Annotated in this window: 25 protein-coding genes; 10 read left to right on the top strand and 15 right to left on the bottom strand. The window is 63.0% G+C overall.

Annotated features, from left to right (window positions below; all coding sequences use genetic code 11):
* Positions 1–76: 76 nt before the first annotated feature.
* From SGJ19_07565 to SGJ19_07535, 7 genes are all read right to left on the bottom strand, one after another.
* Complete coding sequence (locus SGJ19_07565; protein MDZ4780092.1) at positions 77–748, bottom strand: ParB/RepB/Spo0J family partition protein; 672 nt, start codon at positions 746–748, stop codon at positions 77–79.
* A gap of 87 nt (positions 749–835) precedes the next feature.
* A complete protein-coding gene (locus SGJ19_07560) occupies positions 836–1,150 on the bottom strand; it encodes a hypothetical protein (protein ID MDZ4780091.1) in 315 nt (104 codons plus the stop codon).
* A gap of 168 nt (positions 1,151–1,318) precedes the next feature.
* Complete coding sequence (locus SGJ19_07555; GenBank protein MDZ4780090.1) at positions 1,319–1,825, bottom strand: hypothetical protein; 507 nt, start codon at positions 1,823–1,825, stop codon at positions 1,319–1,321.
* A gap of 23 nt (positions 1,826–1,848) precedes the next feature.
* Positions 1,849–3,213: a hypothetical protein gene (locus SGJ19_07550; protein ID MDZ4780089.1), complete on the bottom strand. Its 1,365-nt coding sequence runs from the start codon at positions 3,211–3,213 to the stop codon at positions 1,849–1,851.
* A gap of 118 nt (positions 3,214–3,331) precedes the next feature.
* Entirely contained in the window at positions 3,332–4,315 is a 984-nt protein-coding gene (locus tag SGJ19_07545) for a S8 family peptidase (GenBank protein MDZ4780088.1), read from the bottom strand.
* The gene (locus tag SGJ19_07540) at positions 4,312–4,725 is read right to left on the bottom strand and encodes a hypothetical protein (protein MDZ4780087.1); all 414 of its coding nucleotides are present in this window, start codon (positions 4,723–4,725) and stop codon (positions 4,312–4,314) included. The genes SGJ19_07545 and SGJ19_07540 overlap by 4 nt, the downstream gene beginning before the upstream one ends.
* A gap of 88 nt (positions 4,726–4,813) precedes the next feature.
* Entirely contained in the window at positions 4,814–5,203 is a 390-nt protein-coding gene (locus tag SGJ19_07535; protein ID MDZ4780086.1) for a hypothetical protein, read from the bottom strand.
* Between SGJ19_07535 and SGJ19_07530 the strand changes: the two genes are divergently transcribed.
* The 3 genes from SGJ19_07530 to SGJ19_07520 all read left to right on the top strand — a co-directional run bounded on the left by SGJ19_07530 (position 5,202) and on the right by SGJ19_07520 (position 7,988).
* Positions 5,202–5,492: a hypothetical protein gene (locus tag SGJ19_07530; protein MDZ4780085.1), complete on the top strand. Its 291-nt coding sequence runs from the start codon at positions 5,202–5,204 to the stop codon at positions 5,490–5,492. The two genes, SGJ19_07535 and SGJ19_07530, sit on opposite strands and share 2 nt — an antisense overlap.
* Positions 5,493–5,615: 123 nt before the next feature.
* Positions 5,616–6,284, top strand: coding sequence for an HAD family phosphatase (locus SGJ19_07525; protein ID MDZ4780084.1), 669 nt, complete (start codon positions 5,616–5,618; stop codon positions 6,282–6,284).
* Positions 6,285–6,686: 402 nt separating this feature from the next.
* Complete coding sequence (locus SGJ19_07520) at positions 6,687–7,988, top strand: homoserine dehydrogenase (protein ID MDZ4780083.1); 1,302 nt, start codon at positions 6,687–6,689, stop codon at positions 7,986–7,988.
* A 27-nt stretch (positions 7,989–8,015) separates the two neighbouring features.
* Here SGJ19_07520 and SGJ19_07515 read toward each other — a convergent pair whose 3' ends face one another.
* The gene (locus SGJ19_07515; GenBank protein MDZ4780082.1) at positions 8,016–10,520 is read right to left on the bottom strand and encodes a ComEC/Rec2 family competence protein; all 2,505 of its coding nucleotides are present in this window, start codon (positions 10,518–10,520) and stop codon (positions 8,016–8,018) included.
* Between the two features lie 104 nt (positions 10,521–10,624).
* Between SGJ19_07515 and SGJ19_07510 the strand changes: the two genes are divergently transcribed.
* Positions 10,625–11,539: an SHD1 domain-containing protein gene (locus tag SGJ19_07510; protein MDZ4780081.1), complete on the top strand. Its 915-nt coding sequence runs from the start codon at positions 10,625–10,627 to the stop codon at positions 11,537–11,539.
* Positions 11,540–11,801: 262 nt separating this feature from the next.
* On the opposite strand, the gene SGJ19_07505 is transcribed toward SGJ19_07510, so the two are convergent.
* Positions 11,802–13,334: a SpoIIE family protein phosphatase gene (locus tag SGJ19_07505; GenBank protein ID MDZ4780080.1), complete on the bottom strand. Its 1,533-nt coding sequence runs from the start codon at positions 13,332–13,334 to the stop codon at positions 11,802–11,804.
* Positions 13,335–13,644: 310 nt separating this feature from the next.
* Here SGJ19_07505 and SGJ19_07500 point away from each other — a divergent pair, with 310 nt between their 5' ends.
* The 5 genes from SGJ19_07500 (at position 13,645) to SGJ19_07480 (ending at position 18,641) form a co-directional block, all read left to right on the top strand.
* Positions 13,645–14,160, top strand: a complete 516-nt coding sequence (locus tag SGJ19_07500; protein MDZ4780079.1) for a hypothetical protein — start codon at positions 13,645–13,647, stop codon at positions 14,158–14,160.
* Between the two features lie 110 nt (positions 14,161–14,270).
* Complete coding sequence (locus tag SGJ19_07495; GenBank protein ID MDZ4780078.1) at positions 14,271–15,569, top strand: hypothetical protein; 1,299 nt, start codon at positions 14,271–14,273, stop codon at positions 15,567–15,569.
* Positions 15,570–15,804: 235 nt separating this feature from the next.
* A complete protein-coding gene (locus SGJ19_07490) occupies positions 15,805–16,479 on the top strand; it encodes an SDR family oxidoreductase (protein MDZ4780077.1) in 675 nt (224 codons plus the stop codon).
* A 96-nt stretch (positions 16,480–16,575) separates the two neighbouring features.
* Positions 16,576–17,175: a hypothetical protein gene (locus SGJ19_07485; GenBank protein MDZ4780076.1), complete on the top strand. Its 600-nt coding sequence runs from the start codon at positions 16,576–16,578 to the stop codon at positions 17,173–17,175.
* A 95-nt stretch (positions 17,176–17,270) separates the two neighbouring features.
* The gene (locus tag SGJ19_07480; protein ID MDZ4780075.1) at positions 17,271–18,641 is read left to right on the top strand and encodes a hypothetical protein; all 1,371 of its coding nucleotides are present in this window, start codon (positions 17,271–17,273) and stop codon (positions 18,639–18,641) included.
* A 23-nt stretch (positions 18,642–18,664) separates the two neighbouring features.
* On the opposite strand, the gene SGJ19_07475 is transcribed toward SGJ19_07480, so the two are convergent.
* The 5 genes from SGJ19_07475 to SGJ19_07455 all read right to left on the bottom strand — a co-directional run bounded on the left by SGJ19_07475 (position 18,665) and on the right by SGJ19_07455 (position 23,781).
* A complete protein-coding gene (locus SGJ19_07475; GenBank protein MDZ4780074.1) occupies positions 18,665–19,372 on the bottom strand; it encodes an ABC transporter ATP-binding protein in 708 nt (235 codons plus the stop codon).
* Positions 19,359–20,138, bottom strand: coding sequence for an ABC transporter ATP-binding protein (locus tag SGJ19_07470; protein ID MDZ4780073.1), 780 nt, complete (start codon positions 20,136–20,138; stop codon positions 19,359–19,361). Before SGJ19_07470 ends, SGJ19_07475 begins: the two co-directional genes overlap by 14 nt.
* Entirely contained in the window at positions 20,135–21,127 is a 993-nt protein-coding gene (locus SGJ19_07465; protein ID MDZ4780072.1) for a branched-chain amino acid ABC transporter permease, read from the bottom strand. The genes SGJ19_07470 and SGJ19_07465 overlap by 4 nt, the downstream gene beginning before the upstream one ends.
* Positions 21,128–21,174: 47 nt before the next feature.
* Entirely contained in the window at positions 21,175–22,431 is a 1,257-nt protein-coding gene (locus tag SGJ19_07460) for a branched-chain amino acid ABC transporter permease (GenBank protein ID MDZ4780071.1), read from the bottom strand.
* A gap of 180 nt (positions 22,432–22,611) precedes the next feature.
* Positions 22,612–23,781, bottom strand: a complete 1,170-nt coding sequence (locus SGJ19_07455; protein ID MDZ4780070.1) for an ABC transporter substrate-binding protein — start codon at positions 23,779–23,781, stop codon at positions 22,612–22,614.
* Positions 23,782–23,979: 198 nt separating this feature from the next.
* Between SGJ19_07455 and SGJ19_07450 the strand changes: the two genes are divergently transcribed.
* Positions 23,980–25,782, top strand: a complete 1,803-nt coding sequence (locus tag SGJ19_07450; GenBank protein MDZ4780069.1) for a PLP-dependent transferase — start codon at positions 23,980–23,982, stop codon at positions 25,780–25,782.
* 109 nt (positions 25,783–25,891) lie between these two features.
* Here the strand turns inward: SGJ19_07450 and SGJ19_07445 are convergent.
* On the bottom strand, positions 25,892–26,849 hold a 958-nt coding region (locus SGJ19_07445; protein MDZ4780068.1), incomplete at its 5' end, for a hypothetical protein.

Here is a 26,849-nt window from a genome sequence, read left to right as displayed (position 1 = left end):
CTCGCTACGAAAAACTGAAACAAACATTTCTGGCAATCATCCAACTGGCCCTCGGATTCATCCGCCTGAAACGGATTTAATCGTCAACAGAGCCTAGTGCGCGGCATTGGTAGCCTTGCTGAGTAAGGTGCTCGAACAAGTCTCGTTGCGCCGTCTCGTCCTGGCATTCGACCATGACTTGATACAAGTGCTCCAACCGCAATGGCGTGGCATCCTTGTCGGCAGTGCTTCTCGCCAAATTGCGCTGGACAGCTTCGGCTTGCAAACGAATATCATCCAGCAGTCGCGCGACGGCGGCTTCGTTCGTGCGAACGCGTTCATGCAACGTCGCGACGGACTGCGCGTCGGACTTCGCCATCGCGGCGAGCGGATCGAGCGTCGCCAGCAGTTGTTCCGCCTCCGCTTCGTCGACGTCGAGCACAAGTACCGGCACTTCGGCGTCGGGGCTTGTTTCCGCGCGGAGATGACCATCGATCAGTTGCAACTGGCCGTCCGGCAACTCGCGCGCGATGAGCGCGCTGGCGAAGCCGATCTCGCGCAAGACGGCTTCCAGGGCTTCGCGCTGTTCGGGCGGATGCGTGCGCCAGTTGAGCGGGTGCGGTTGCAACGCGCTTGCGCGCACGCGACGCAGTTCCTTAATTCGATCCCGCAATCCAGTCGATGCACCGGTCGGCGTCGCCGTTTTGTGCGCACCATCGATGCGTTGTCGGCGTGTGCTCGTGGCCCGTTTCTGTGAAGTCTTCTTCATCAGCGGTACACTCCTCTGGTTGGCGCGACGAGGGAGGATAACGGCCAGGAACGCCCGCCGTGGCGTTCCTGGCCGATCGGGAGAAGCTCAGCGCACGCGAACTGAAACGCGAGATCGCGCCGGCCGCGCGAACAATCGCACGCGCGGCGCAAGGCAAGCATCGCCGCGCGCTCGCGACAATACGCGCACTTGCAACGGCGCCGCGCTCACGGCGAATGCATCGACCTGCACCGCCAGCGAGGCGAACACCGCCGCCGGTGTCACGCTCACCGCCAACGGCGCATAGACGTCGCTGTCGACAAACACGCTCGTGGGCGCCACCGCGACGACCCCGTCGCATGCCCGCGCCGCCGACACGGCGCTGGTGAGCAATGCGAACAGCACGATCACACATCGCAACATAGCTCTGCTCCTTTCGAGAAGTACCGCAAAACAGAATTCACCACAGAGAACACGGAAGGGGGAAGTGATGAGTGCCGAGTGATGAGTGATGAGTTGAGAAACGCGGAACGCAATGATGATCGCTTTTCGGATCACTGAAAACTGAACACTGAAAACTTCACATTCCCCTTAATACCTCAAATCCCTCGGCGGTTCCGCCCACGCCTTGATCACTTCTAACTCCTTCGGAGTCAGCTTCTTTGCATCGCCGGGCGGCATGTGCGCTGCGCCATCGGCGTTGGGCGCCGTCGCTTCGAGGATTGCGCGACGCGGCAAAGGTGTGATCAGCTCGCCGGACAAGTCGAATATCGACAGCCCGGACTTGGGCGAGTCTCCCTGATGGCACTTCATGCAGTTGACCCGCAAGAGCTGTTCGGCGCTGGTCGGGAGCGCAGGCGGCGCTCCGGCGACGTCCAGCCTGATCGGAACCGTCACAGACGTTGCCGCCGCGCGATAGCTGTAGAGCAGCGCTGGCGGCGAAACGACGACGACGGTTGCCACCGGAATCGCAAAGACCGCCGCGGAGTCGATGACGACAGCCCGTGACTTGTGACGTACCTTCGCAGGCCGGCAGTCGCCGCCATTGGCGGCGTCATGCACGCAACAAGCAAGAAATGCGAGCGCGAGGCGATTCATGTCAATTTCCCAATTGCGAGTAACTACTTGGACAACGATGGTGGCTGATCTACGCAGCCGGGCGTTGACATGGCCGCCGTCGCGAAGGAAGCGATCCATTGTTCGCGCTGAACGGCGATGCCTTCGGCGAGCGCTAGCAACGCCGGATCGTTCGATTTGCGCGCCGCGGAAATGAACGCAGCCGACTCGACGCCCAATTCGCGAGCCGCCTGGTCCGTAGTGACCAGATCGTCGACGTATTCGGAGTAAAGACGTCCCAAGGCCGACGCGGTTGTACGCACCGACAAGCCGTGCGCCGCACGGGCGACTTGCACAGCGTAGTCCTCTCGATCGCGCCGCAACCATCGCTCCAGATCCGCGCCGTAAAAGTCCGCGAGTCGTTCCGCGTCGCGCGGTCGCGCCGTGAGCAAGTCGACGTCGCCGCCGAGCAATCGCTGTTGATCGTTCGCGAACGGACGCAAGCCGTCTTCCACATGGCAACGCACGCACGAAATCATCGGCGCGATAATGCCCACGCCGTGCGGGTCGGTCGTGTCTTTGGCAATCCGGTCTGGCACGCTGTCTTGCCGCTTGCCTCGGGCGTCGTAGAGGGCGAAGCGGTGCAGCCCGTTCGGGCCGGCGGCGATGTGTTCGCCGGCGTCGAACTGAAAACTGAACGGGTTCCGCAACGGATCGCGCTCCGCCGTCGACGACTCCACGTCGTACGTGTGCCATGCTCCACCAAGCGGCCCGGGTCTCCGGACGATGCGGCGCACCTGGTGAGTCACGCGCGAATGAATGAGGTTCGCTCCCGCGTCCGCACTCAGCTTGCCGATCGCCTTCGCATCAATGCCCAGGTCACGCAGAAAGGCGCCTTCCGTTTCCGCGATCCTGGCCAATCGGTAGTAGTGGCCGCCGTCGAGTGTCGTGCTGATCCGGGCAATTAAGAAATCTCCCCGCAACACAGCGCCCGCGCTGTCGGTCTCCGCTCGAAGCTGCGCAGCCAATTCCGCCGGCAACCATGGGCCGTCGATGAAAACTTCCTTCGCACCGCTTTGCTTGCCATGCTTCAGCGCAAGTCGTTGATGCCAGTAGGGATCTTCGCTCGCCAATCGTTCCCAATCGTCGCGTGCTTGTCCGTAGCGATCCCAACGCACGCGCCACAGCCGTTGTTCCGTTCCAGGCACTTCCTCCAAATCGACGATGACCGGCGATTGGCTCACTGTGTTCAACACAAACGACAAGACCGCGGCGGCTTCTCTACGACGCTCAGGCGGCATCGCGTAGAAGCTCGCATAGCGCACGACCGTTCGCTCGTGAACCGGTAGACGTTCCAAGTCGCCCAACGCCGCGCGCAGCTCATCGGCCGGACCGAGAGTGAGCAATGCGCAGGCGATCAAATAAGGCATGGTGGCAATGACGAAGGACGAAATTCGAATGACTGATGAAGCCCGAATGAATAAGCCCGAATGGTCTGGTGGAAGAACATCGACGTAGCCAACGTGCCGGAAGCACTTCCCGCTTGTCTCACGGCATTACTTTGCCGCCGGGAATGAAGACCCAAATGCCTGATGGCGCCGGTTTGTCGCCGGATGCCTCGCCCAAAGCGCTGTCCGGATTGATGAGTCCGAAGCCATAGTGCGGGTCTTTGCCAGCAGGGCCGGCGTCGGTGGCCGTGCGGAGCAAATGCTCGACCAGTTGCTGATGTGTTGCCACGGGCGTCGCGCCGCCGCCGTCTCGATGCTTCGCCAGCAATAGCGCCGCAATGCCACTCACAAACGGGGCCGCCATGCTCGTACCGGAGAGCTTGGCGTACGAACCATCGCGAAAGGTCGACAGTACGTCCTGGCCCGGGGCGCAGAGATCGACTTCGTCGCCGCGACTGCTGAACGAAGCGATGCGGCCATCGCGATCGACCGCGCCCACGGCGACCGTGTCTGGCCAGCGCGCCGGATCGTCGACGGAGTTCGGCCGCCCGGAGTTGCCCGCGGCGCAGATCACGAATTTGCCTTGTGCCGCCGCCCTGGCGACCGCATTGCGAAGGACCGCGTCGTCCTGGGGCGAGCCGAGACTGAGCGAGAGAATGTCCGCGCCCTGCGCACAGGCCCAATCGATGCCCGCCGCCACCTTATCACTGGAACCTGAACCGTCATCGCCCAGCACCTTCGCGATCAACAACCGGCATTCCGGCGCAACGCCGATCACGCCTTGATCGTTGCGCCGCGCACCAATCGTGCCGGCCACGTGCGTGCCGTGCCCAACGCGGTCCGCGATGCCCGAGCGACTCCCGGTAAAGTCCCGGGCGTCGTCAATCGCCGTGGCCAGGTCCGGGTGATCGGCGTCGATTCCGGTATCCAACACGGCCACTCGCACGCCTTGACCGCGCGTATTCTTCCAATGCGCCGGCACGTTGTAAGCGCTCAACCCCCAGTCGACGACTTCCGACAACGCATGCATCACCGCCTGCACGCGATAGGGCGGCAAGCGCACCGGAGCATTTTCGCGGATCATCGGGCGCCTCGCACAATCCGGAGCAGGCTGATCAGTTGCACTACGATCGGCAGCCAATCGGCCAGCGATTGCTGCGTGACGACGACCGGCCCGTCAACGCCCGCCACGTGACAGCGAATCGCGTCGTCGGAGCTGAACTCATGCCGCGCGCCAAGCACGAATTGCCAGACCGCCAGCGCAATGTTCAGGACGCCGTCATCGGTCAGAATCGGCCGCAGCCGATCGAGCCACGCGGCGTCGAGCCCCAGCAATTCGCCGAGCTTCAACACCAACTCCACGGCGCGCCGCAAACCCTCCGGAGAAGTCAACGGCGCATCGATGTCCTGCAAATCGGCAATGACCTGCAACAATTCACGCAGCCGACTCCAGGCTTCAAGCGGCCATCGCCGCACCAGCATCATGTCATTCATGGGTAGTTTGAAGTTTTCAGGGTTCAGTATTCAGTTTATTGGAACAAGCGTTCATCTCACGGCTCAGCGTTCCGAGTTCCGCCATTCACTACGCATCACTCCGCACTCCGCACTTATCACTTCCCCTCCCCTCTCCGTGCCTCCGTGGTGAATCCTCCGCAGTCCGCGCCGTCGCTTTCGCGAGCCGCTGCAACGCGCGAGCGATCGCCGCGCTGTCGCGATGTCGATACTCGCGCTCACACGCCAATTGGTCGCGCTGCGCCGCGGTCTCGCTCCGAAAATCCTGCCGCGCCGCGTTCATCTCTTCACGAAACGAGCGGAGCATTCCCGGCGTCGTTCGCGTAGCCGTGTACCAGGCGTACCAGCCCAAGACGGCGCTCGCCGTCAGGTTGCCTAGTTCCGGCGCCACGGCGTCCGCCAGATTCATGGCCATCAGCGTTGCGCCGAACCACGCGAATCCCCAACCCACCGTTGCCATGACCCTCGCCGCGCAAAAAGAAAACAGCCTGTCGATCGACCGCGAACCCATTGTGGGATCGCGCTCCATCGCCAGGCTGTTCAGTTCAGCGGGCAAGCACCCGCCGTCGTCCCATACCGTTGTGTTGTGCGTTTGGCACAGAGGTCGGTTCTACAACAACCGCTGGCCCAATTTCAATGGAAGCAGCAGGGAATTCAATCCGCCAACGATTCACCGATACCCTGTGGGAGGCGTCTCCGACGCCGATGGAGCGAACATTGAAGCGAGTACAGCTGGATTTGCTGCGTAAGTTTGCCGAATCATCGGCGTCGGAGACGCCTCCCACAGTCGATGGTGGCCCTCCCGCGTTCGCGCAGATCGACTACATTCAGGGTTACTAAACAGTGCATCGCACACTCGGAGAATACACCGCATGACCTTGCCGAAAGCCTCGTTGCGGGCAGTCGTGTTCGATCTGGACGGCCTGCTCTTCAATACCGAAGAGCTCTATCAGCGCGTCGGCACGGAGATGTTGCGACGGCGAGGGCATGAGTTCACGCAGTCGCTGCTCGACGCGATGATGGGCCGGCCCAGCCAGATCGCACTCCAAATCATGATCGATCGGCACGGCCTCGACGCCACCGTCGAAGAACTACTGCAGGAGACCGAGGAAACCTTCCCGCCGATTCTCGATACGTACCTGGCGCCCATGCCCGGCGCGGAACGGTTGCTCGATACACTCGATCAAGCCAGGTTGCCAAAGGCGATCGCCACGAGCAGCCGGCGGCGTTTCCTGGACAACATTCTCGCTCGTGCCGGCTGGCTGGAACGCTTCGACTTTTTTCTCACCAGCGAGGACGTGAACGAAGGCAAGCCCCACCCGGAGATCTATCAAAAGGCCGCGTCGCGCCACGCGATCCCCGCAGGCGAAATCCTGGTGCTGGAAGACAGCCACAACGGCTGCCGCGCCGCCGTGGCCGCCGGCATGTACACCGTAGCGGTCCCCGGCGACCACAGCCGCGCTCACGACTTCACCGGCACGCAATTCATCGCGCAGACCTTGGCGGATGAGCGCATTTATGCGGCGTTGGGGTTAGGATGAAGGGGATGAGCGTTCCAGAAGCAGAAAATCCGTACGCCGCGCCGCAATCGAGTGGCAAGACACCGCGACCGGCCCGAATGGGAACGCCACCGCCATATACCGGAGCGGCGAACCTCGCGATCTGGCTCTTTGTACTTCCAACATTTCTAGGCATGGTCGTCGCGGCCACATTTTCTGTCGCTCGATGGTGGTCCGAGGCGCCGTAATAAATCGCGCTCGGTCTCAGCGCGCTGTTCGCCTCCTCTTCAACGCCCTCTCTCCCTCGCTAGCGCGTCGGGTTGGTATCCCACATTTCTCCTCCTCCCCTCCGTGTCCTCCGTGCTCTCAGTGGTGAATAACCGCATAAGAAGCTGGTGAAAAACCGGCCCTAGCGCCGCTGTCGCAGGAAGCTATATTTCTCTTATGGAGAAAACCAAAGTCGCCATCGTCGGACTGGGCACCGTCGGTTCCGGCGTGGCCAAGTTGTTGTTGGATTACGGGGATCGCACTGCGCGCCACGCCGGGCGGACGCTCTGGCTGGAGGAGATCGTCGTCCGCGACGTCGCCAAGGCCCGGGCTTGCGAATTGCCTGACGGCATCCTGTCCAGCGATTTGACGCGGATCACGAGGAATCCGGAGATCAAGGCCGTCGCTCATCTCGTTGGCGGGCTGGAGCCGGCGCGGTCGATCATGCTGCAACTGCTAGAAAGCGGTAAGGACGTGGTGACCGCCAACAAGGCCCTGCTGGCTGAGCACGGGCCGGAGCTGTTCGATCGCGCCCGGGCGCTCGGGCGTTCGATCGCCTTCGAGGCCTCGGTCGCCGGCGGCATTCCGATCATCGCCAACATCAGCACCTGCCTGTCGGCGAATCAGATCACGTCGCTGCACGGCATCTTGAACGGCACCAGCAACTTCATCCTCACGCAGATGGAGGACCGCGGCTGGGACTATGCCACGGCGGTCGCGGAGGCGCAACGGCTCGGCTACGCCGAGGCCGATCCCGCGATGGATGTCGACGGTTCCGACGCCGCACAAAAACTGGCGATCCTGGCGCACCTGGCGTTCGGCGCGCGGGTGCATTGGCGCGAGATTCCGCGCCAAGGAATCGACACGCTCGACGCCGCCGATATGCGCTACGCGAAGGAACTCGGCTACCGCATCAAGTTGCTGGCCGTCGCCAAGCTGGAACGCGACGGGCTGGAAGTCCACGTCTCGCCGACGTTGGTCCGCATCGGCACGCCGCTGGCCGAAGTCCGCAGCGCCAACAACGCGATTCGCGTCGTCGGCGACGCCGTCGGGCAAGTCTTCTTCCATGGCCTCGGCGCAGGTCAGATGCCGACCGCGTCGGCCGTGGTGGCCGATCTGATCGACACGGTCGTCGGCCGCACTGCGATTAATTTCAAACTGCTGAATCTCTGGTCGCAACAGCCGCCGCGCGTGCATCCTCGCGACTACAGCCAAGTCACCGGCCGCTTTTATTTGCGGTTCGACGTGGAAGATCGCCCCGGCGTCATGGCCGACATCACCGGCGTCCTCGGCCGCCACGGCATCTCGATCGCCTCGGTGATCCAAAACGAACCTGGCAGCCAAGGCGAGGCCAGCGTAGTGCCGCTGGTGATCATGACACATATCACGACCGAAGGCGCCACCCGGGGCGCAATGGAAGAAATCAACCGCCTGCCGTGCGTCCGCTCCCGCAGCGTCCGCATGCGCGTGGATGATTGAGCGAGTTTAGATATAGAGCCGGAAGCGTCAGCGCCCGGAGCGCGCCGCGCTCGGCGAATCTTCCTCGCGAAAAGCCGAGACGCGCACCTCTCCATTCGATAGCGTCACCGTTACAGCGCCATCCAGCGCTGTGTGAAAGACCTTCGCCCCGCGCGCGGAATAGGCGCGCGTCACGGCTGGCGAGACATCGCGCCGGCTGCCACTGATCACCACAGTCTCCGGCGAGCACCACTCGATCAGCCCCAGCGGATCGCTGCCGCCGCTGCCGTGATGTGGCGCCATCAACACCTCGCAATCGAGCGGCAATCCATTCAACACGGCATTCAGGCCCGGCGGTTCCAGGTCGCCGGTCAATAGGATACGTCGTCCTTGAAACGTGATCGCCAGTACGATGCTGTTCGCGTTATCGCTCCCGTCGACCCCGGCGCCACCGGGATGCAACACCTCGATCCGCACGTCGCTGCCGGCGATCAAGTCATCGCCCGCATGGATGATTTGCCGCGGAATCTCGGACTCATGGAGCGCGCGATCGAGCGCTCGCACGGCGTCGGGATCGTTGTCCTTGAACATCCGCGACGAGATGTACGCCTGGCCGAACGAAAACCGCTCCATCAAGTGCGGCAACGCGCAGTAATGATCGACATCGGCGTGGGAAACCACCACGGCGTCGAGATGCGTGACGCCATGGAACCAGAGCGTCTCGGCGATCGTGCGCGCCGCGGCGCTGGGCAATCCCAATTGACCGGCGTCGTACAGCAGGCGTCGCCCGTCCGGCAGTTCTATCAACACGGCGCAACCGTGTCCCACGGAGAGGAAATGACATCGTAGCGACGGCGCATCATCCGGCGCCTGGAGCGCCGGCAGCAAGCCCACGATCACCCACGCGGATAAGAGCGCGGCGCGACGCCGCCAGGTGAAGATCGTCGGGAATAGGCCAATCGCCACGCAACCGACGTAGAATCCGGCGAGCCACCCATTGCTCGGGCCGGGGACGTAGGTGTGCCCGCCAGGTAAATGGTTCAAGCCATTGACGGCGAACTCTGTGAGCGCCAGGCTCTGGTCGCAAACCCAACCCATCGCGGCGCCGAGTGGCGGAAACCACGGGCCCACGACGAGCGTGACGAACCCGGACAAGAGCGCCACGGCCACCGGCGCCCAGACCAACGGATTCAGCGCCACGGCGACTGGCGATACCAAATGGAAACGCGCCATGATCAACGGCATGGTCACCAGCCACACGGCGAAGCTGATCGCGGTGATCCGCCACACCAATCGCGCCAGCCAACGCCACGCGCGAACGGGCCAAGGGCGCGTCGCCGCGATCAAGCGTTCCAGCGGATCGGTCGAGCTGTCGTCGATCCAATGCCGCGCCATGTGAATCAGCACCGCCACCGACAAAAAGGACAACTGTGCGCCGACGTCGAATAATTCCGACGGATTCCAAATTAGCACGCAGATCGCCGCGGCCCCGAGCGAATTGAAGCCCAACGGCCGCCGGCCCAAGTGCAGCGCGAGACAAACGATGGCCACCAACACCACCGACCGCAGCACCGGCGCATCGCCGCCGGTCACCATTCCATAGAGCGTGACGATGCCAACAATCAGCCCGAGCGCCAAACGCCGCGGCAGCAAACCAAGCCGCAACACGAAAAACAACGTCGCGGCCAGGATGCCGACATGGGTTCCCGAAATTGCCAGGTGATGAATCGTGCCGGTTTCCAGAAACGCGTCGGTCCGCGCGGTTTCCATCTGCTCGCGCGCATTGAGCAACAGCGCAGCGGCTAAACTCGCGCTGCGCGGAGACAAGTACCGTCCCAAATCCTGCTCGCCCAGCACGCGCACGCGTCCCAACCAGCGTCGCGGATTGTATCGGGAGGCCGGTTCAAGTCGCGTAATCGCCGCCGGATGTTCGGCGAAGACGACCGTGCGAATCCGATCCGCTCGCAGATAGTCCGCGTAGTTGAATCCGCCCGGGTTGAGCGGCGGCGACGGGATGGCAAACGCGCCGATGACGCGCAGTCGATCGCCTCCCTCGACATCCGTCACCACGCCGTCGACCGTCAGCAAAGCCCGCCCGGTCGCGTTACGCCAGGCGTCGCCGTCCCGAATGGCCGTTACCTCGATTTCCAACCGGCTCCTTTCGCCGCGCGGGATGGCGTTCATCGGATCGAACGGCGGCGCGGCGACGCGGCGTGGCGCCTCTCGGGCGACTCCCTCCAGGACAACGGGCGCGTATTCCTCGTTCGCAAAGGTGGAAATGTCGTCTGCGTCGAAATAGCGCCATCTCAAATGATGCCAGCCGGCGCCGACGCAGGTGACCGCCGCGAGCAAGTAAATACAGGCCGTACGGTGACGCGCCCGCCGCCAGGCGAGCCCCCAGTCGCCGATTGCCAACAGGCTGGCGACGCCCATCCAGGCAAAATCCAGCGCCGCCCAGCGATCGAGGGCGATTCCACACATCATCGCCGCGGCCACGACCACCAGCGGCTGATATCGCGGCGGGCGCGAAATTCTAAGCTCTTCCCCCGGCATATTTCACCTAACGAGACGCCCAGGCTATACTCAGTTCACCCATTCCGACGCTTACCCGCGCAGAAGACCGCCGCGCATTATCGCATCCTCGAAAGGCCGTCGCCATGTCGCGTTGCTTTCCATCGTTCCTGCTGGCGATTTTTCTGTTCGCGCCCCCATCGGCCAACGCTCGTGAGTGGTCCGACGTCACCGGCAAATACAAGACGGAAGCGGAACTCGTGGCCTTCAATCACGAAAAGGTCGTCCTGAAGCGCGCAGACAAGGACTTGCTCTCGCTGCCGCTGGACAAGCTGAGCCAGGCCGATCGCGATTACCTGGAGACGCTCTCCAAGGATGAAGCGAAGAACACGCCCGAACCGCAAACCTGGACCATGCGCGACGGCACGAAGGTCGTGGGGCGCATCGTCGGCTACGCTCGCAGGGACGTCACGATTCAACGCCGCCGCGCCCGGACCTATGTGAACGACCGCGTGTTCGCCAATCTGCCGGAGATCTATCGCAAGATGGTGCCGAAGATCGTGGCGGAATTCGAAAAAGTGAAGATTGAAAACGATCGCGACTTCGAATCCTGGGTCCTAAAGCAAAAAGGCGAAGCCCGCACCTTCAAATGTGAAGGGGTGATCCTGGAACTCGAAAGTGGCGACGAATACGGCGTGCCGTTTTTCTTCTTCTCCGGAGCCGACCTCGAAGTCCTCAAGCCCGGCTGGGACGCCTGGGCAGCCGAAAACGCCGACCCGGATCAACAGGAAGACGCGTCGTTCCACGTGCAGGCCTTGGCGGAAGCCTATCAGCGCGACCGCGAAGTGAATCAGCAAGTCGCGCAGATGCAACTGACGCTACAAGCGGTCGACGCCGGCGTGACCAGCCTGTGGGAAGTGATGCTCTACCCGCCGCGTGGCACGGCCTACGGCCCGCAATGCGTCGTCGTCGCCGGACGGAGCAGCCGCGACGCGACGGAGAACGCTTTGCGCCAGTATCCCGGCGCTCGAACTGGCGCGGTGCGGAGAGTGAGTAACTGAATTGTCTGAAGTTGTCAGAGTGCGTAGGGCGGGCCGCGCGAGGAACAGGCGCTTGATCTTCGTGCGACGTTGACAACATTGCCGCGCCGCAAGCCGAATACGTAAGGCCCACCTGGCATTGCACCGGCGGGCCTTGCGTGTTGAATCCACTACGCATTTGCAATGGCGAGGCTGCTCAAGAACAACGGCGTTGAATAGCTTGCGCGGCCCGCCCTACCATTCTCTCCGCGTCTCAGCGCCTCTTCGCTAAAATCGGATTGCACTACCGCCGGCAGATGATCGTGGCCGCACAGTCGGACGTAGCGTGATCTCGGGTATGCGCGTCGAGATGCGCGCGGAGGGCGTCGGCGAGGACCTGCGCCTTGCTCGACCAGGCGCTGCGCATGGCCCGGACGATTCCGCGCGGGCCGAACAATCGGCCGCGGTCGTCGAGTGCGTCGCGCACTCCGCTCGTGGTCAGGATTAGAGCCGCGCCGCGCGGCATGCGGAATTTCCGCTCGCGGGGCCGCAGGCGGCCGGACATGCCGAGGGGTTGCTCGATGTCGACCAATTCCTTCGCGCCCTTCTCGGTCGCCAGCAGCACGGCCGGGTCGCCGGCGACGCTCAGACACACTTCATCCTCGCCGGACAATCGCGCCGCCGCGACCGTGGCCACGGCATCGCCGGCGTCGCGTTGAAATAGCTGCGCGTTCGCGTGCCCCAAGACGATCGAAGGAGACTCGGTATGACGCCACAGCGCTTGCAACGAAGCGGCGAGCGCCGCCGTGCGCAGCGCGCCGGCCACGCGACGCCCATTGCATTCGCCCACGGCGCACCAGGCCCCCGTATCGCGCGGCGCATGCCAGGCATGAAACGCGGCCCCGATCGACGCCTCGTGGCGCGTCCAGCCGGCCAGGGACCAGTTTTCCAACTGCGGCGCGGGCCGCTGATCGCCCATCGCCGACGTGGCCGCTTCTTGTAGTTGATTTCGCAGACCCGCTAGCGACTGCGTCTCCGCGAGCAATACTTCGCGCTCCAATTCCGCGGCGATGCGCCCGGCGATCACGCGCGCCAACGAAAGTTGCCGCGGCCGAATGGGTCGCGGACGGCGGCCGAAAAACCACAGCGTCCCCAGCGGCATCGTCGAGGAAACGATCCGCACGCAGATCGCCGCGCCGCACGGTTCCGGCGCGCGCCAGGCCAGGGCCTGCGCCTCGGAATCGATCGCCAAGGCGACATCCGACAGCGCCTCCACGTCGGCCGCGGAAGATTCCAAAGACCTCGGGGGAGCCAGCAATCTGGAGCGCGGCACATTCCAGTAGGCGCGCAACTTCAATTGCATCGTATCGCCGTCGAGCAGATACGCCGCCGCGGAGCGAAATCCCAGAATCGCCGCGCTGTCTTTCAAGATGCTCGTCAATCGCGCCGCTAAATGTTCGCGTTCATCGCGATGCGTCGCCACGGGCACGCCGGCGGCCAATTCCGCTTCACGTCGGCGCAGCGCTTGAATCGTCTCGCGCAACTCGCCGGTCATTCCCTGAATTGCCACGCCAAGTTGATGCGCCCGTGCGCGATCCACGCGCGGAACGCCGGCGCGGTCGGCGTCGACCGACGCGGACAGTCGCACCCGTTGCGGCGGCTCGCCGCGGGAAAACCCGGGTAACACGTCGAAGTCGTCGACTAACTCAGTGCGCAATTCCCAGCCCGTGGCTGCAGTAAACGCCTGGTGAATCTGACGTAGCGCCGTCAAATCGCGCGGCTCAGTGAGCGTTTGGGCGCCGGTTTCCGCCGAGAACAGTTTGAGATGGTCAGTCATTGGGCTGTTGGAGGGGACTGCGGCGGGAATTCAGGCGCCCGATCGCCGGCAAGGCCAGCCGCGATTGCCGCAACCGCCTGTGCGGCAAGGTCGCCGCCGCCGTTACAGAAAGCCATCGGCGCGCAGGTTAACGGACATGAAACGGCTGCCCAATAGGCCGAATTTAACGCGCCACGCCGAAGTAACCGTCGCGAAAAAACTGATCTGGACGCGAAAAGGAATCTTGCTACCGTACCCCGCGCGAATGGGATGGATTGTCACCTTAGCTCCCTTCGCCGTCCGCTTGTCTTCCACATGGAGTCCAGTCGCGATGCGTGCTTTGGGGCTTTGCCTGTTGGGCGCACTGTGTCTGAACGCGTGGGGTTGCGCCAATCCGGCCCAGCCTCCCTCGCTCGATCCGTTCCTGGGAAAAACCACGGTGCCGCCCCCCGCCACGGGCTTGGCTGCGCCGCAGAGTTACTATCCGGAGTCCGGCGCGCCGGCCGCCGCGCCCCAATCACGCCTGCCGGGCAAGCGCACCGGCAGCTACACGCCGAGTGATGAAGCCGCAGAGGAAACGGAATCCTCCGGCGGGTGGCGGGCGAACTCCAGCAGTCGCGTGCGATTGGCCAGTGGCACTGTCGAAGACGAGGGCACGGCCGAGGCGGCGGACCATGAAGCCGAAGCACACGAATCAGAAAACGTGACGCAGGCCGACTACGAACAAGAAGTCGCGGAGCCGGAGCAAGAAGCACCGCCCCGCACCAATACACTCCGCCGCCGCCCCACGATCACCGCGCGAACCACTGGCGAAAACGAGGCGGAGGTCTCAGCCGCCACGGAATAACGCTTCGCCGCCCCGCTGCATTGCACCTTTGATCTTGCCGTTCATCATCGCGCCACACCCACCGACCTTGGTCGTTCCCCTGACCGAATGTTCTTTCGCGGGAGGCGCTCATGCGCTCTCGTGTCGGGCGATGGGTTTTCGGCGCACTCTGGCTGTCCGCGATCTGGCGGACGGCAGATGCTCAGCCTCCTGATGACATGCCCCGCGTGGCTCGACTCGTCGAGCGCTTAGGCGACGCCTCGTTCGCGGAACGCGAAATCGCGACAATGGAATTGGCGAGTCTCGGTCGCGACGCCCGCGCGCAGCTTCAGGCGGCGCTCGATTCGCCCGACGTCGAAGTCCGCATTCGCGCCCGCAAGCTCCTTGAGCTACTGGCGGTGGAGGACCTCTGGACAGGGTCGTTCTATACTCCAGAAATTGAAACGCGTCCGGCGCTCGAACACTTCGAAGCCATTGCCGCTCAGAGCGAGAATCGTCTGTTGCTCGGCGAACGCTATGCAGGCCTGCCAAACGGACTCGTAACTCTGAACGCTGAGCCTTTGCTCTTCTGGCCTGCCATGGACGCCGTCTGCGGGCAGATCGATTGTCGCTTCCGCGCGCACTACGAATTGCTATCGCCGGGCCTGGCGATTGTCTCAGGGCGGTGCGGACAGAATCCGTTGGCCTACGCCGGGCCGCTGCGTGCACAACTCACGTCGGCGCGTCGCCTGTTTCAAGAGGACATTGACTATTCGACCGCCGTAGCGGAACGCGAGCACGTCTTTCAGATTCAACTGGAAATGATCTGGGAAGACCGCTTTCAACTCGTCGCGCATCGCGCGCAACCGATTGTCGTGCGCGCAGTGACGGACAACGGGCAACAGGTCGCCTCAGAACAGCCCTCCGGCGGTGCATGGAATGTTGTGACGGCCGGCGCCCACTACACGAGCGCCACGTTGCGTTTGCATCCGCCGCCCGTGAACGCCACGCAACTCGCCGAATTAACCGTCGCCTGGGAATTGATCGCCGTGGGCGACCTGGCGGAGTTGGCATTCGACCCGCGCCAAGATCGCGACACGCATTTTCAAGATGACGCCGCCATCACGGTCAACAACTGCCGCCAGGAGCCAGGCGGTCGCGTGGAACTCGAATTGACGATCGCCCGCGACTTGCCGATCCCGGATCCGCAGGAAATGGTCTTTCAAGAGAATCGCTTTACACTGCTCGATGCGAACGGCGAGCGCTACCGGCGTCACGGGCAGAGTCACGCCCTCACGCCGGAGGGAGCCCAGTACAAGCTCACCTTCATCGCACCAGGTGCCAGCAGTGAACCGGCGCTCCTGCAAGTGAAGTACCCCCGCATTCGCTCGCGTCGTGCTTTGGAACTGGTGTTCCACGACGTACCCTTGCCGCATGCCCGGCCCGACTAATGGCATTGTTTCGGTCCTCGGCACATAGTCTCCTTTCGCTCCGCGAAAGGGCATTCCTTTCGCGGCGCGAAAGGAGACAATGACGGACATTGCGAGTCCATGGAGGGGATTGGATGCCGGAACTGCTGCGTGAATTGTTCGGTCTCGACAACGAAGTCGTCTTGGTCGCCGGCGGCGCCGGACGGATCGGCCGTGTGCTTGCCAGGCGCTCGCGCAGGCCGGCGCGAATGTAGCGATCCTGGATCTCGCCGACCAAACCGAACAACTCGCCGCCGACATCACTGTTTCGACCGGCCGCAATGCCCTCGCCCTGCGTTACGACCTGACCAGCGCCGACGAACTGGCGCGAGCGCGCGACGAATTGGAAGGACGGCTCGGCCCCGCGGCGGTGCTGATCAACTGCGCCCAGTTTCGCGGGCAAGGCTTCTACTCGTCCGCGCCACAGAATTACCCGCGCGAAGCCTGGGAACGCGTGCTGGAAACCAACCTGACCGCCGTGCATCTGGCCTGCCAGGTCTTCGGCGGACGGATGGCGGAGCGTGGCGCGGGGCGAATCGTCAACTTCAGTTCCACGTACGGCGTCGTTTCGGCCGATCCCCGCATCTATGGCGACTCCGGCGTGAATTCGCCGATCGCTTACGGCGTCTCCAAGGCGGGCGTGATCGGACTCACGCGCTACCTGGCTGTGCATTGGGCGCAACAAGGCGTGCGGGTGAACTGCCTCGTTCCCGGCGGCGTATATGATGGCCAGGACCCCGAGTTTGTAGCAAACTACGTGGCGCGCACGCCACTCGGTCGCATGGCAGCGGCCGAAGACTATCAAGGACCGGTGCTATTCCTGGCGTCGAGCGCGTCCAACTACATGACCGGCGCCGTCTTGACCGTCGACGGCGGCTGGACGGCCTGGTAGCGCTCATGTTGGTGTTTACAGCGCCCATGCTTGCTGCCAACAATACAATCTTGCTCAGCGACGACTACAGCAAGCAAATCGCTGACGAGGGCTAACATGCCAACAGCGACCATTTCACTCTACGAAGACTGGGCCGCGCGACGCGACCGGCTGTTGTTGCCGACGGTGCAGGCGAGCTTTCCGTCGGCGCTCCCGCACGTCAAGGTGCTGGAGTTCTTGTTGAGCCGTTATCGCGACGCCGACGTCGCACATCAGGCGGCGATGTTTCCGCTGCCCAGCGAGATCGTCTTCAACCAACGGGCGATCATCATCAATCATCACCTCGGCAGCCGTCGCGTAGCCGGCGTGAAAACGGCCGACGAGGCGGCCACACGCATGAGCTCAATTCTGTCCCGGATGCACGGGCCGGAATCGAACGATGACGACGGGCAGCCTTGGCCAGGGAATTCGACGCTCTGGACCCCGCGTTCGCGCCGCCCAATACATCGAACCGAGGACCGTTACCTGGCACTGGCGAGTGGTGAATACAACGAGCGCGCCGCGGCACTCGATCATTTCCGCCGCCTCGGCAAGTTGCAGGACACGAGTCTTTTGAGCGATTTGGCCGCGTTGCCCACCGACGATGATCGGTTTGCCAGCGAGCGGCGTTCAATACTCTCGGTCATGCGCGGGATTGGACTGCGAAGCCGAGAGTGAGCCATTTGCTTCCCAAACGCTCGCCGACTACATTCAGCGTGGTCCCACTGCCCGTTCACTCCCGCCTCGCGTCTCCCGCCTTGGAGTTGCCCGCCATGTTATCTCGCCTGGCCGTGTTAGCGTTCGTACTATTTGCCCTGGTTGCGACGCTCCAAGGCGCGGAGCCGGCCAGTGAATCGCTTCGCGTAGCCACGTTCGATGTCGACGCCACGCCGCCAGTCGGCAGCATGATGGCCTACGACCTGGCGAAGGAACCAGGCGAGCTCGGCCTCCGCGCTCGGGGCATTTTGCTCCTCGGCGCCGGCGAGCCGATTGTGCTGTGCGCGGTCGATTGGATCGGCATCGCGAACGAATCGCATGACGCCTTTCGCGCCGCGCTCGCGAAGGCCGCCGGGACTTCGCCGTCGCGCATCACCGTGCATGCGTTGCACCAACACGATGCGCCGGAAAGCGACTTCACCGCCGAACGATTGCTTAACGACGCCGGGCTTGATCCTCGGCAATACGCCGGGCACTGGCAACGCGAAGTGATCACGCGCCTGTCCGCGGCGGTACGTGAAGCGATTCCGCAGGCCAAGCCGGTCACGCATGTCGGCGTCGGCAAAGCGGACGTGAAGGAAGTAGCGTCCAATCGGCGCATCTTCGGCCCGGACGGCAAGGTCCGCGCCGTGCGTTACACGTCCTGCCAAGATCCCGACCTGCGCGCCGCGCCGGAAGGCACGATCGATCCGCAGGTCTCGCTCGTTAGCTTTTGGAACGGCGATCAACCGGTCGCCGTGCTGAGCTACTATGCTACGCATCCGCAGAGCTACTATCGCACCGGCGTCCCCAATCCGGATTTCCCCGGCCTGGCGCGCTTCCTGCGTCAATCGCATCTTCCCGAAGCGCTTCACGTGCATTTCACCGGCGCGGGCGGCAACATTGGCGCAGGCAAATACAACGACGGCGCGCCTGCGAATCGCCTGGTCCTGGCCGAGCGCTTGGCCGACGGCATGCGCCGCGCCTGGGAAACCACGGAACGCACTCCGCTCGCGCCGAGCGATGTCGCGTGGATCGTCGAGCCCGTCGCGCTGCCGCCCGCGGCACATCTCTCCATCGAGAAATTCCAGCAGCAACTGATCGATCGCGATCCCATGTTCGCCGCCAAGAACGAAGCCACGAAGCTGGCCTGGCTCCAACGCTGCGCGGCAGGTCACCAGATCGAGCTGAGTTGCTTGAAGCTCGGCAAAGCCAGAATCCTACACCTACCGGGTGAGCTGTTCGTGGAATACCAGTTGGCCGCCAAGGCCGCGCGCCCGGACCTCTTCGTGTCGATGGCCGCCTACGGCGACTACGCACCGTTCTACATCGGCACCGCGGTCGCCTATGAAGAAGGCGGCTACGAAACGCAACCCACGTCGTCGAATGTCGCCCCGGCCGCCGAACAAGTGCTACTAACGGCAATCAACAAACTGTTGAAGCAATAAAGCTTCGTCATGGAGCAGGACGTTCAGCCGCCGAGGTAATGAGCCCGGACGCGCTCATCGTTCGCCAGTTCCTTCGCCGGACCTTCGAGTTCCACGTGGCCGGTTTCCAGCACGTAGGCGCGGTGCGCTACCTTGAGCGCCAGATGCGCGTTCTGCTCGACGAGGAGAATCGTCAGCCCCTGTTCACGATTCAAGGCGGCGATCTTCTCGAAGATTTGCTCGACCAAGAGCGGCGCAATCCCCAGCGACGGCTCGTCGAGCAACAGCAAACTCGGCCGCGACATCAGCGCCCGGCCGATCGCCAGCATCTGCTGTTCACCGCCAGAAAGCGTGCCGCCGCGCTGATGCAGGCGCTCGCGCAGCCGCGGAAAGAGGCCGAACACCATCTCCCGATCCTGCCGAATGCCGTCCCGATCGCGGCGCGTGTACGCGCCCATGTCGAGGTTTTCCGAGACGGTCAAATTCGCGAAAATCTGCCGCCCTTCCGGCGAATGCCCGATGCCGCGCCGGACAATTTCATCCGCCGGGCATTTCTCGATCGATTCGCCACGAAAGCGGATGCTCCCAGCGCGCGGCCGCAGCAGCGCGGAGATCGTGCGTAACGTCGTCGTCTTGCCGGCGCCGTTTGCCCCGATCATCGTGACGATTTCGCCTTCCTCCACGCGCAAGCTCACGCCTTTGAGCGCGTGGATGTTCCCGTAATAGACGTCGAGGCGATCAATCTCCAGCATCGCCCCCTCCAAGATAAGCGCGAATCACGTCCGGATTGGCGCGAACTTCCGCCGGGGTGCCGCGGCAGATGATTTTTCCGTAATCCAGCACGGTCAATTGCTCGCACAGCCGCATTACGAACGGCATGTCGTGCTCGATTAACAGGATCGCCAACTTGAACTCGCCGCGAATGCGCGAGACCAGTTGAGCGAGTTGTTCCTTCTCCTGCGGGTTCATACCGGCCGCGGGTTCATCGAGCAACAACAGTTTCGGTTCCGTCGCCAGCGCGCGGGCAATTTCCAGCCGGCGTTGTTCGCCATACGGAAGGCTGCGCGCCAGGTGATTCTCACAGTCGGCCAGGTCGAGCAATTCCAGCAGCCGCCGCGACTTCTCCGCGATCTTAGCCTCCGCGTCACGGAAGCGTCCGGAACGCACAAGGGAATCGATCAACCCGTACTCGACGCGAAAGTGGCAAGCCAGGCGCACGTTGTCCAGCACCGTGAGATCGCCGAACAAGCGGATGTTTTGAAAGGTACGCGCGATGCCCGACGCGGTGATGCGATAGGGCCGTCGCCCGATGATGCTGGCATTCTCCAAGCGAATCGAGCCCGCTGTGGGACGATAGACGCCCGTGATCAGATTGAACACCGTCGTTTTGCCCGCGCCATTCGGGCCGATCAATCCCAGCAACTCGCCGGGCTGGATGGCGAGCGAGAAATCATCAACCGCGGTCAAGCCGCCGAATCGCATCGTCAGCGCATCACAGGCCAGCAGCGCGGAAGTCATGCGCCGGTCCTCGCCGTGCGCGCACGAAAGCCGAGGCGACCCGCCCAGCGTCGAAACCGTTCGGTCTGCCACAGTTCGCGCTTGCCGAAAATGCCCTGCGGCATCGAGATCATTACGATCACCAGCAACACGGCGAACATCGCCTGCCAGCGCTCGCGCGCGAGCAACTCGAACGACTTGGCCAGGGCTTCGAGCGGCGGCCAGCCAATCGCCGACGCGGCGCTCGTCGGGAGCCCGAACAAGCTCAACTTCAAGATTTGCTGTAATGAGTACAAAACTACCACGGCAATCGCCGTGCCCGACATCGAGCCGGTCCCGCCGAGAACCACCATCAGCAGAATCATGATCCCCGGCAGCATCGTGAACATCGGCGGCGCGATGTACAGCTCGAAATTCGCGTGCAGAGCGCCGGCCAAACCGGCCAGCATCGAGCCCAGCAAAAACACGAGCAACTTATAGCGCGTGACGTTCACGCCCAGTAGTTCCGCGGCAACTTCGTCCTCGCGAATCGCCAGGATCGCGCGGCCGTGACTGGAGTGAATCACGTTCCGGCAAATCCAGACCGTGACCAGCACGAAGAACCAGGTCACCGCGAGATAAAACCAATGGTACGGCGCCGTATCCTGCGGATCGAGCACTTGCGGCGGGATCCGCTGACCGCGGCTCGCGCCGAGCCAATCGAACTTGATCAGCAGATTGCGAATGATTTCCGCGAAGCCGAGCGTCGCTACGGCGAGATAATCTCCGCGCAATCGCAAACAAGGCACGCCGATAATCAGCCCGGCCAGCGTTGCGCAGATCGCGCCGACGATCAACGATAATGCGAACATCACCGGGCCCGGAAGTTCGAACGGCAGCTTGACCACGAGCGCCGCCGCGCCGTACGCGCCGACGGCCCAGAAGCCTTGATGGCCGAGACTGAACATCCCGGCGCAGCCGTTAATCAAGTTCAGCGACAGCGCAAGGATCAAGTACAGCCCGATCCACACCAGGTGAGGCGCCAGGAACTTGAAGCTGAGGATGTCGCTGAGCTCGTTCAGACCTTTTCTCCTTCGAACGTCCCCAGCAAGCCCGCCGGTTTGACCAGGAGAATCACGATCATAATCACGAACGCCGACGCGTCGCGATAATTGCTCATGCCGTAAGCGTCGAGCATCGTTTCGGTGAAGCCGAGCAACAGGCCGCCCAGGATCGCGCCGGGAATCGAACCGATGCCTCCCAGCACCGCGGCCACGAAGGCCTTGAGGCCCGGAATCACGCCGGTGAAGGGATCGACGTCGCCGTACCGCATGCCCCATAGCACGCCGCCGATGCCGGCCAGAAACGCGCCGACGAAAAACGTGAAGCTGATCACGCGATTGGTATTCACGCCCATCAACAACGCCGTCTCGCCATTGAACGAAACCGCCCGCATGGCCTTGCCGAGTTTTGTGTATTTCACCAACAGAAACAGCAAACTCCCGGAGACCGCCAACGTCGCCAACACGATCCACCGCTTGGTCGATTCGCTGAGCGGCGCGGATTGATACAGTCCGGCGTGTTGTTCCTTCATGTCGGACCAGCGCGCGGAATCGAGGGTTTCGCCTTCGAACATCACGTTGCGACGCCCGCGCTCCCCCTGCACAAACAAGTTCCCCGTGGCCACCGTTCCCGCCGGCAAGGCTTCCAACTCTTCCCAACTGAGAAACGTCTTGCGTTCCGGAAACGCCCGCGGCGTCGCGGTGAAGACCCAGGCAGTGCCGTTTTGCAGTGCGAGCGATAACCCCAGCGCCGTCAACAGCGCCGCGATGCGCGTCCCAGGTGTGCGCGTGCGACTCCAACGATCGGTCCAGCGCGGCAGAAACTTCAGACACGCCCAAACGCCGAGGGCCAACACCGCCAGTGTCGGCAACAAGCCGATATTCCGGCTCAACGGTCCCCACGCGGCGGCGATGAAGATGCCCAGAAATGCCGCGGCGAACAGCGCGGCGTAGCGACCTTCGCCGCGCAACGGCTTATAAACCATTTGCTCAGCCAGCACCGCGAACACCGCGGTTCCGAGCGCCGCGATCAACATTGCGGCCAACAATCCAAACCAGGGCCGCAGCGGTTCCGGCAACGGGACTTGTTCCAACGGCAGATAGCCCAGCGACAGGCAGCCGATCAATCCGCCGAGCATGAAGAATTCGCCGTGCGCGAAATTCACCAGCTTCAGCACGCCGTAAACCATCGTGTAGCCGAGCGCAATGAAGGCATACATGCACCCCAAGCTGAGTCCGTTAGCCGACTGATCGACGAAGTATGCGAAGTCCATGCGGTGGCGATCGAATCAGGGACTTTCGGCTGTAGCCGCGGTCTGTGACCGCGGAGATCGACGTCGAACCACGAGTTGTGGCACGGTCTCCCGACCGCGCCACGTTTTGGAGACCTTCGGTCGGGCGAGTGGCATGGTCGGGAGACCATGCCACAACGGGGCCGCAGTGTTGTCGAGTTGCTACGGCGAGTATTTCTTCTTGAACTTAAAACCGCTGGCCGTGACTTCCAGGATGACCAGGTCCTTCACCGGGTTGCGATTCTCATCCAATTTGATCGTTCCGGTCACGCCGTCGACATTGCTGGTGGCGTTGATCGCGTCCCGCAACTTGTCCTTGGTCAATTCCCCTTCAACGCGATCGATCGCGTCGGTCACCACCAGCGCCGCGTCGTAGCCCAGCCCGCTCATCGAACCCGGCGGCTTGCCGTATTTGTCCTGGTAGGCCTTGGTGAACTCCTGGATCTTCGGGTTCGGATCGTCCGGCGCGAAGTGCGTGGCGAAATACGTTCCGATTACGCCGGCGCCTCCCAGCTCCAATAACTCCGGGCTGTCCCAGCCGTCGCCGCCGAGCTTCGGAATGCCGTCCCAATGCCCGCGGGCTTGCTTGAGCATCAGCCCGACTTCACGATAGTAAGCGGGAATGAAGATCACATCCGGCTTGGCTTGTTCAACCTGCGTGATCAATGCGGAGAAGTCACTCGCCCGGGCTTCGAAGTTCGTCTCGCCGACGATCGTGCCGCCCAGCGAAGTGAAGGTCGTGCGAATCGAATCCGCTAGCCCCACGCTGTAGTCGGCCGATTTGTCGATCACCAGGAAACCCTTGGTCTTCTTCAACTCCTCGGCGGCGAAACGAGCGATCGCCGGGCCTTGAAACGAGTCGATGAAGCAGACGCGCGAGATGTAATCGCCGATCCGCGTGACTTCGACATTCGTCGAGCCCGGCGTGATCATCGGCGTCTTGTTGTTTTGCGCCTGCGTTGCGCCGGCGATGGTATTCGTCGAGGCCACCGCGCCGATGATCGCGGTCACCTTGTCGGCGTCGATCAATTGCCGCACCGCGCTGGCCGTCTCCGTGGCGCCGCTGTTGTTGTCGGCATACACGACTTCGATCGGCCGCTCGCGCCCGGCGTTGAGCTTCTCCAACGCCATGTCGATGCCGTTACGGGTTTCTTCGCCGTAAGTGGCCGTGCCGCCGGAGAGTTCCAGCACCGCACCAATGCGGATCGGCCCAGTAGAGCCACCACCAGCGCCACCACCACTGCCGTTCCCCTTGCCACCTCCGCCACCTCCGCAGCCGATGACGAGTGCCGTCAAAAACACGCCGCTCGCGGCGACAAACGATCGTTTCATTCCGATTCACTCCTTCGCGGTCCAGGCACGGCAAGTGCCGAATACTCAACAAGTTAGCGTTGCCAACCAGGGGTGTCAATTCGCCGCGGGAAGTGCCATCGAAGCTACATTCGTCGCTTATCCACGCCGGTAGGACCAAAGTCCGTTCATCGCCTATAATCCGACGTCTTCGCGCCCCCACTCACGGATGAAACCATCATGAGCACTCCTTCCGGCAATCCGGCCGATCCCCGTTGGACCAGCATGCGGCGGCTCTCCCCGCGGCGCAAGACCACGGCCGCCCACGATGCCCCCAGCCTGGCCCGCGAACAGTTGGTCCACTTCGGCCTCGACGCCGACGACGATTTCGGCCGTTCCCTGCTGCGCATCGTGGAGCGGCTCTACGAAACGCAGGTCGACCTCGACCAGATCTGGCGGGAAAGCCTGGAATCGATCCAGGCGCTCGACCGCGCCGACCGGATCGCTCGGTTCAATGCCAAGAAATTCCTCTCCTTTCAGTTCGCCAAGCTCCTCGATACCTGGCAGAACCCCGCCAGGGCGTCGTACCAAAGCCTGAACTATCGTCCGGCGACCCTCTGCGCAAAGGGCCCCTACGCGGTCTTCGACAACGTCACGGCGATCTTTGCCGCCAACCCGGTGATCGCCCGCACGGCGACGTACATCTACGCCTGCGCCGAATGGATCGAAGACGCCTTCCAGGGCAAAGAGTTGCTGCTGGAAATCTATTCCCGGCTGCTCAACCCCACGTCGATCGCGCTGGCGAATTACATCGTCGACCTGGAGGCGGGAAAATATTCCGGCGACTACCTGGCCTGGAATTTCAGCTCCGGCATGGCCGCCATCGACGGCGTGCTGGCCCATGCCTTGGGGCGCGACGACGTGCTGATCACTAGCCGCAATATCTACGGCGGCGCGCATCAATTGATCCACGATTGGTACGCCAAGCCGTCCAACCTGGGTATCGCCGTCGAATCCTTCGACGGCTACGGCGTCGACAATTTCCTCGCCTGCTACGAGCGAACGATCGAAAAACACGCCGATCGCCTCGCCGCCGGGCGCAAGGTCTACGTCTACTTGGAATCTCCCTGCAACCCGCATGGGTACGTGCTGGACCTGCCCGGCATCTGCCGCGCCGCGCACGAGCGCGGCTTGCGCGTGCTGCTCGACGCGACGGTCGGCACGCCGTTCCTGACGCGGCCGCTGCAACGCGAAGAACCGGCCGAGCGCCCGGACTTTGTGATTCACAGCTATACGAAAGACCTCTCCGGCACGGGCTCAGTGATCGCCGGCGTGGTGATCGGTCGCAATCGCGATATGTTCATTCCCAAAGGGGAGACGTTCGACGGCGCTCGCTGGGACGAGACGATGTTCTGGAACGTCTACTACGTCAAAGGCGCGTTCCTCAACGCCGACGCCGCCTTCGAAGTCATGCAGGGCATCCGCACCCTGGAAGTGCGGATGCTGGCCAAATGCATCAACACGGAAATTCTCTCACGCTTCCTCGACGCCCATTCCGAGGTGCAGGTCCACTGCAACGCCCTCGCCAAGGACGAGAACTCGTCACTGCGGGAACGCTTGAGTTTTCTTGGCTTGCCGGCGCCGCTGTTTACGATCGATATGCGCAGCGTGCCCTTCGAAGCCTTTCAACGCTTCTTCGACGCGTTGGCGCCGACGTTCGATCACATGATCAGCCTCGGGCAGGCCAACACCATCGTCAGTTGCCCCGCGTTCACGACGCATTCGGAGCTCAGCCGCGAGGCCCTGGAGCAAGCCGGCATTCAACCGACGACAATTCGTTTCGCGGTCGGCGACGAAGACCCGCGCGATCTGCTAGCCCATTTGATCGCCGCCGCGAAATTGACGATCGACCCCTCGCTCCCGGGATTCTCCGCGAAGTTTCCGTCAGGCGCGGCCGTCGATCGACTCATCCAGAGTTGCTATCTCGAAGCGCATCGCAAGTACATCGAGACCCGTCGGCCGTTCGCGGAAATGCAGGGCTAGCGCGAACGACGTCGGTTGCCGCTAAGCCCAGGGAAGACCCTCGAAAACCGTAGCTATAGCCATCGTCATCGGTGGTCTTCCCTGGGCTTTTAAACGCACAGCCTGCGCCTCACAACATATAAAACACAAACGCCCCGTAGACCGCTAACAGCACGAGGCCGCGCAGCCGCCTTGGGATCCAATTCCCAGGCCAGACCAAGAGCGTCAGCGCCATCGCGGCGACGACCGCGATCGTCAACGCCTGAAACGGCAACCGCGACGGCGCGATGATCGCCGCCAGTCCGGCCAGAAACCACGCGTTCAATAAGCTATTGTCCACGAGCGCGCTCGTGGAGACGTTCTCCCCGCCGCGATACTGCGTGGCGATCGCGTGCGTCAATTCCGGCACCGTGGTGCAAAGCGGGGCCAGCGTCGCTCCAAGGATGAAACAATCCAGCTTGAAGTGAATTGCCAGCCCTTCGATGCCATGCACAATCAATCGCCCCGCCGTAATCAACAACAACAGCCCGACGAACGAAAAACTGATCGCCAACCATCCGCGCCGTTCGGCGACCGGCTCGTCAAGCCGCTCCGGATTCGGGACGTTGCGCGCCGCCAGCGTATTCATTACCAACCAGGCCGCGAACAACGCGCACAGGATGCTCCCCTCCACGCGCGAGACCATGCCGTTCTGCGCGAAGGTCAGCAAGCCCAGCGGCGCGACGGCCGCCAAAACGACATGTCGTCGCGAGGCATCGCTGTGCTGCGCCGGCTCGGCGGTCAACCAGGCCACGGCCAGCACCAGCCCCAGATTGACGATGCTCGTCCCCAGTGCCGCTCCAATCGCCAGGTCTGGTCGATCGATCCGCGCCGCCTGAATGACGACCAGTATCTCCGCGGCCGCCGTGGCGAACACCGCCACGGTCGCCCGAGTGATCGCCGGCGAGAGCCCCAGCCAGCGGGCCAGCCCCAGCGTTCCGCGCAGCAGCAACTCGCCGCCGGCGCCGGCGCAGAGCATGCCCAAGGAGAGTGCGACATAGTCGTTCATCGTGAATCGCCGGCATTGTAACGTGTGCCACAATCGCCCG

This window comes from Planctomycetia bacterium (assembly GCA_034440135.1).
Classification (GTDB): domain Bacteria; phylum Planctomycetota; class Planctomycetia; order Pirellulales; family JALHLM01; genus JALHLM01.
This window is presented reverse-complemented; position numbering and strand designations above follow the sequence as displayed.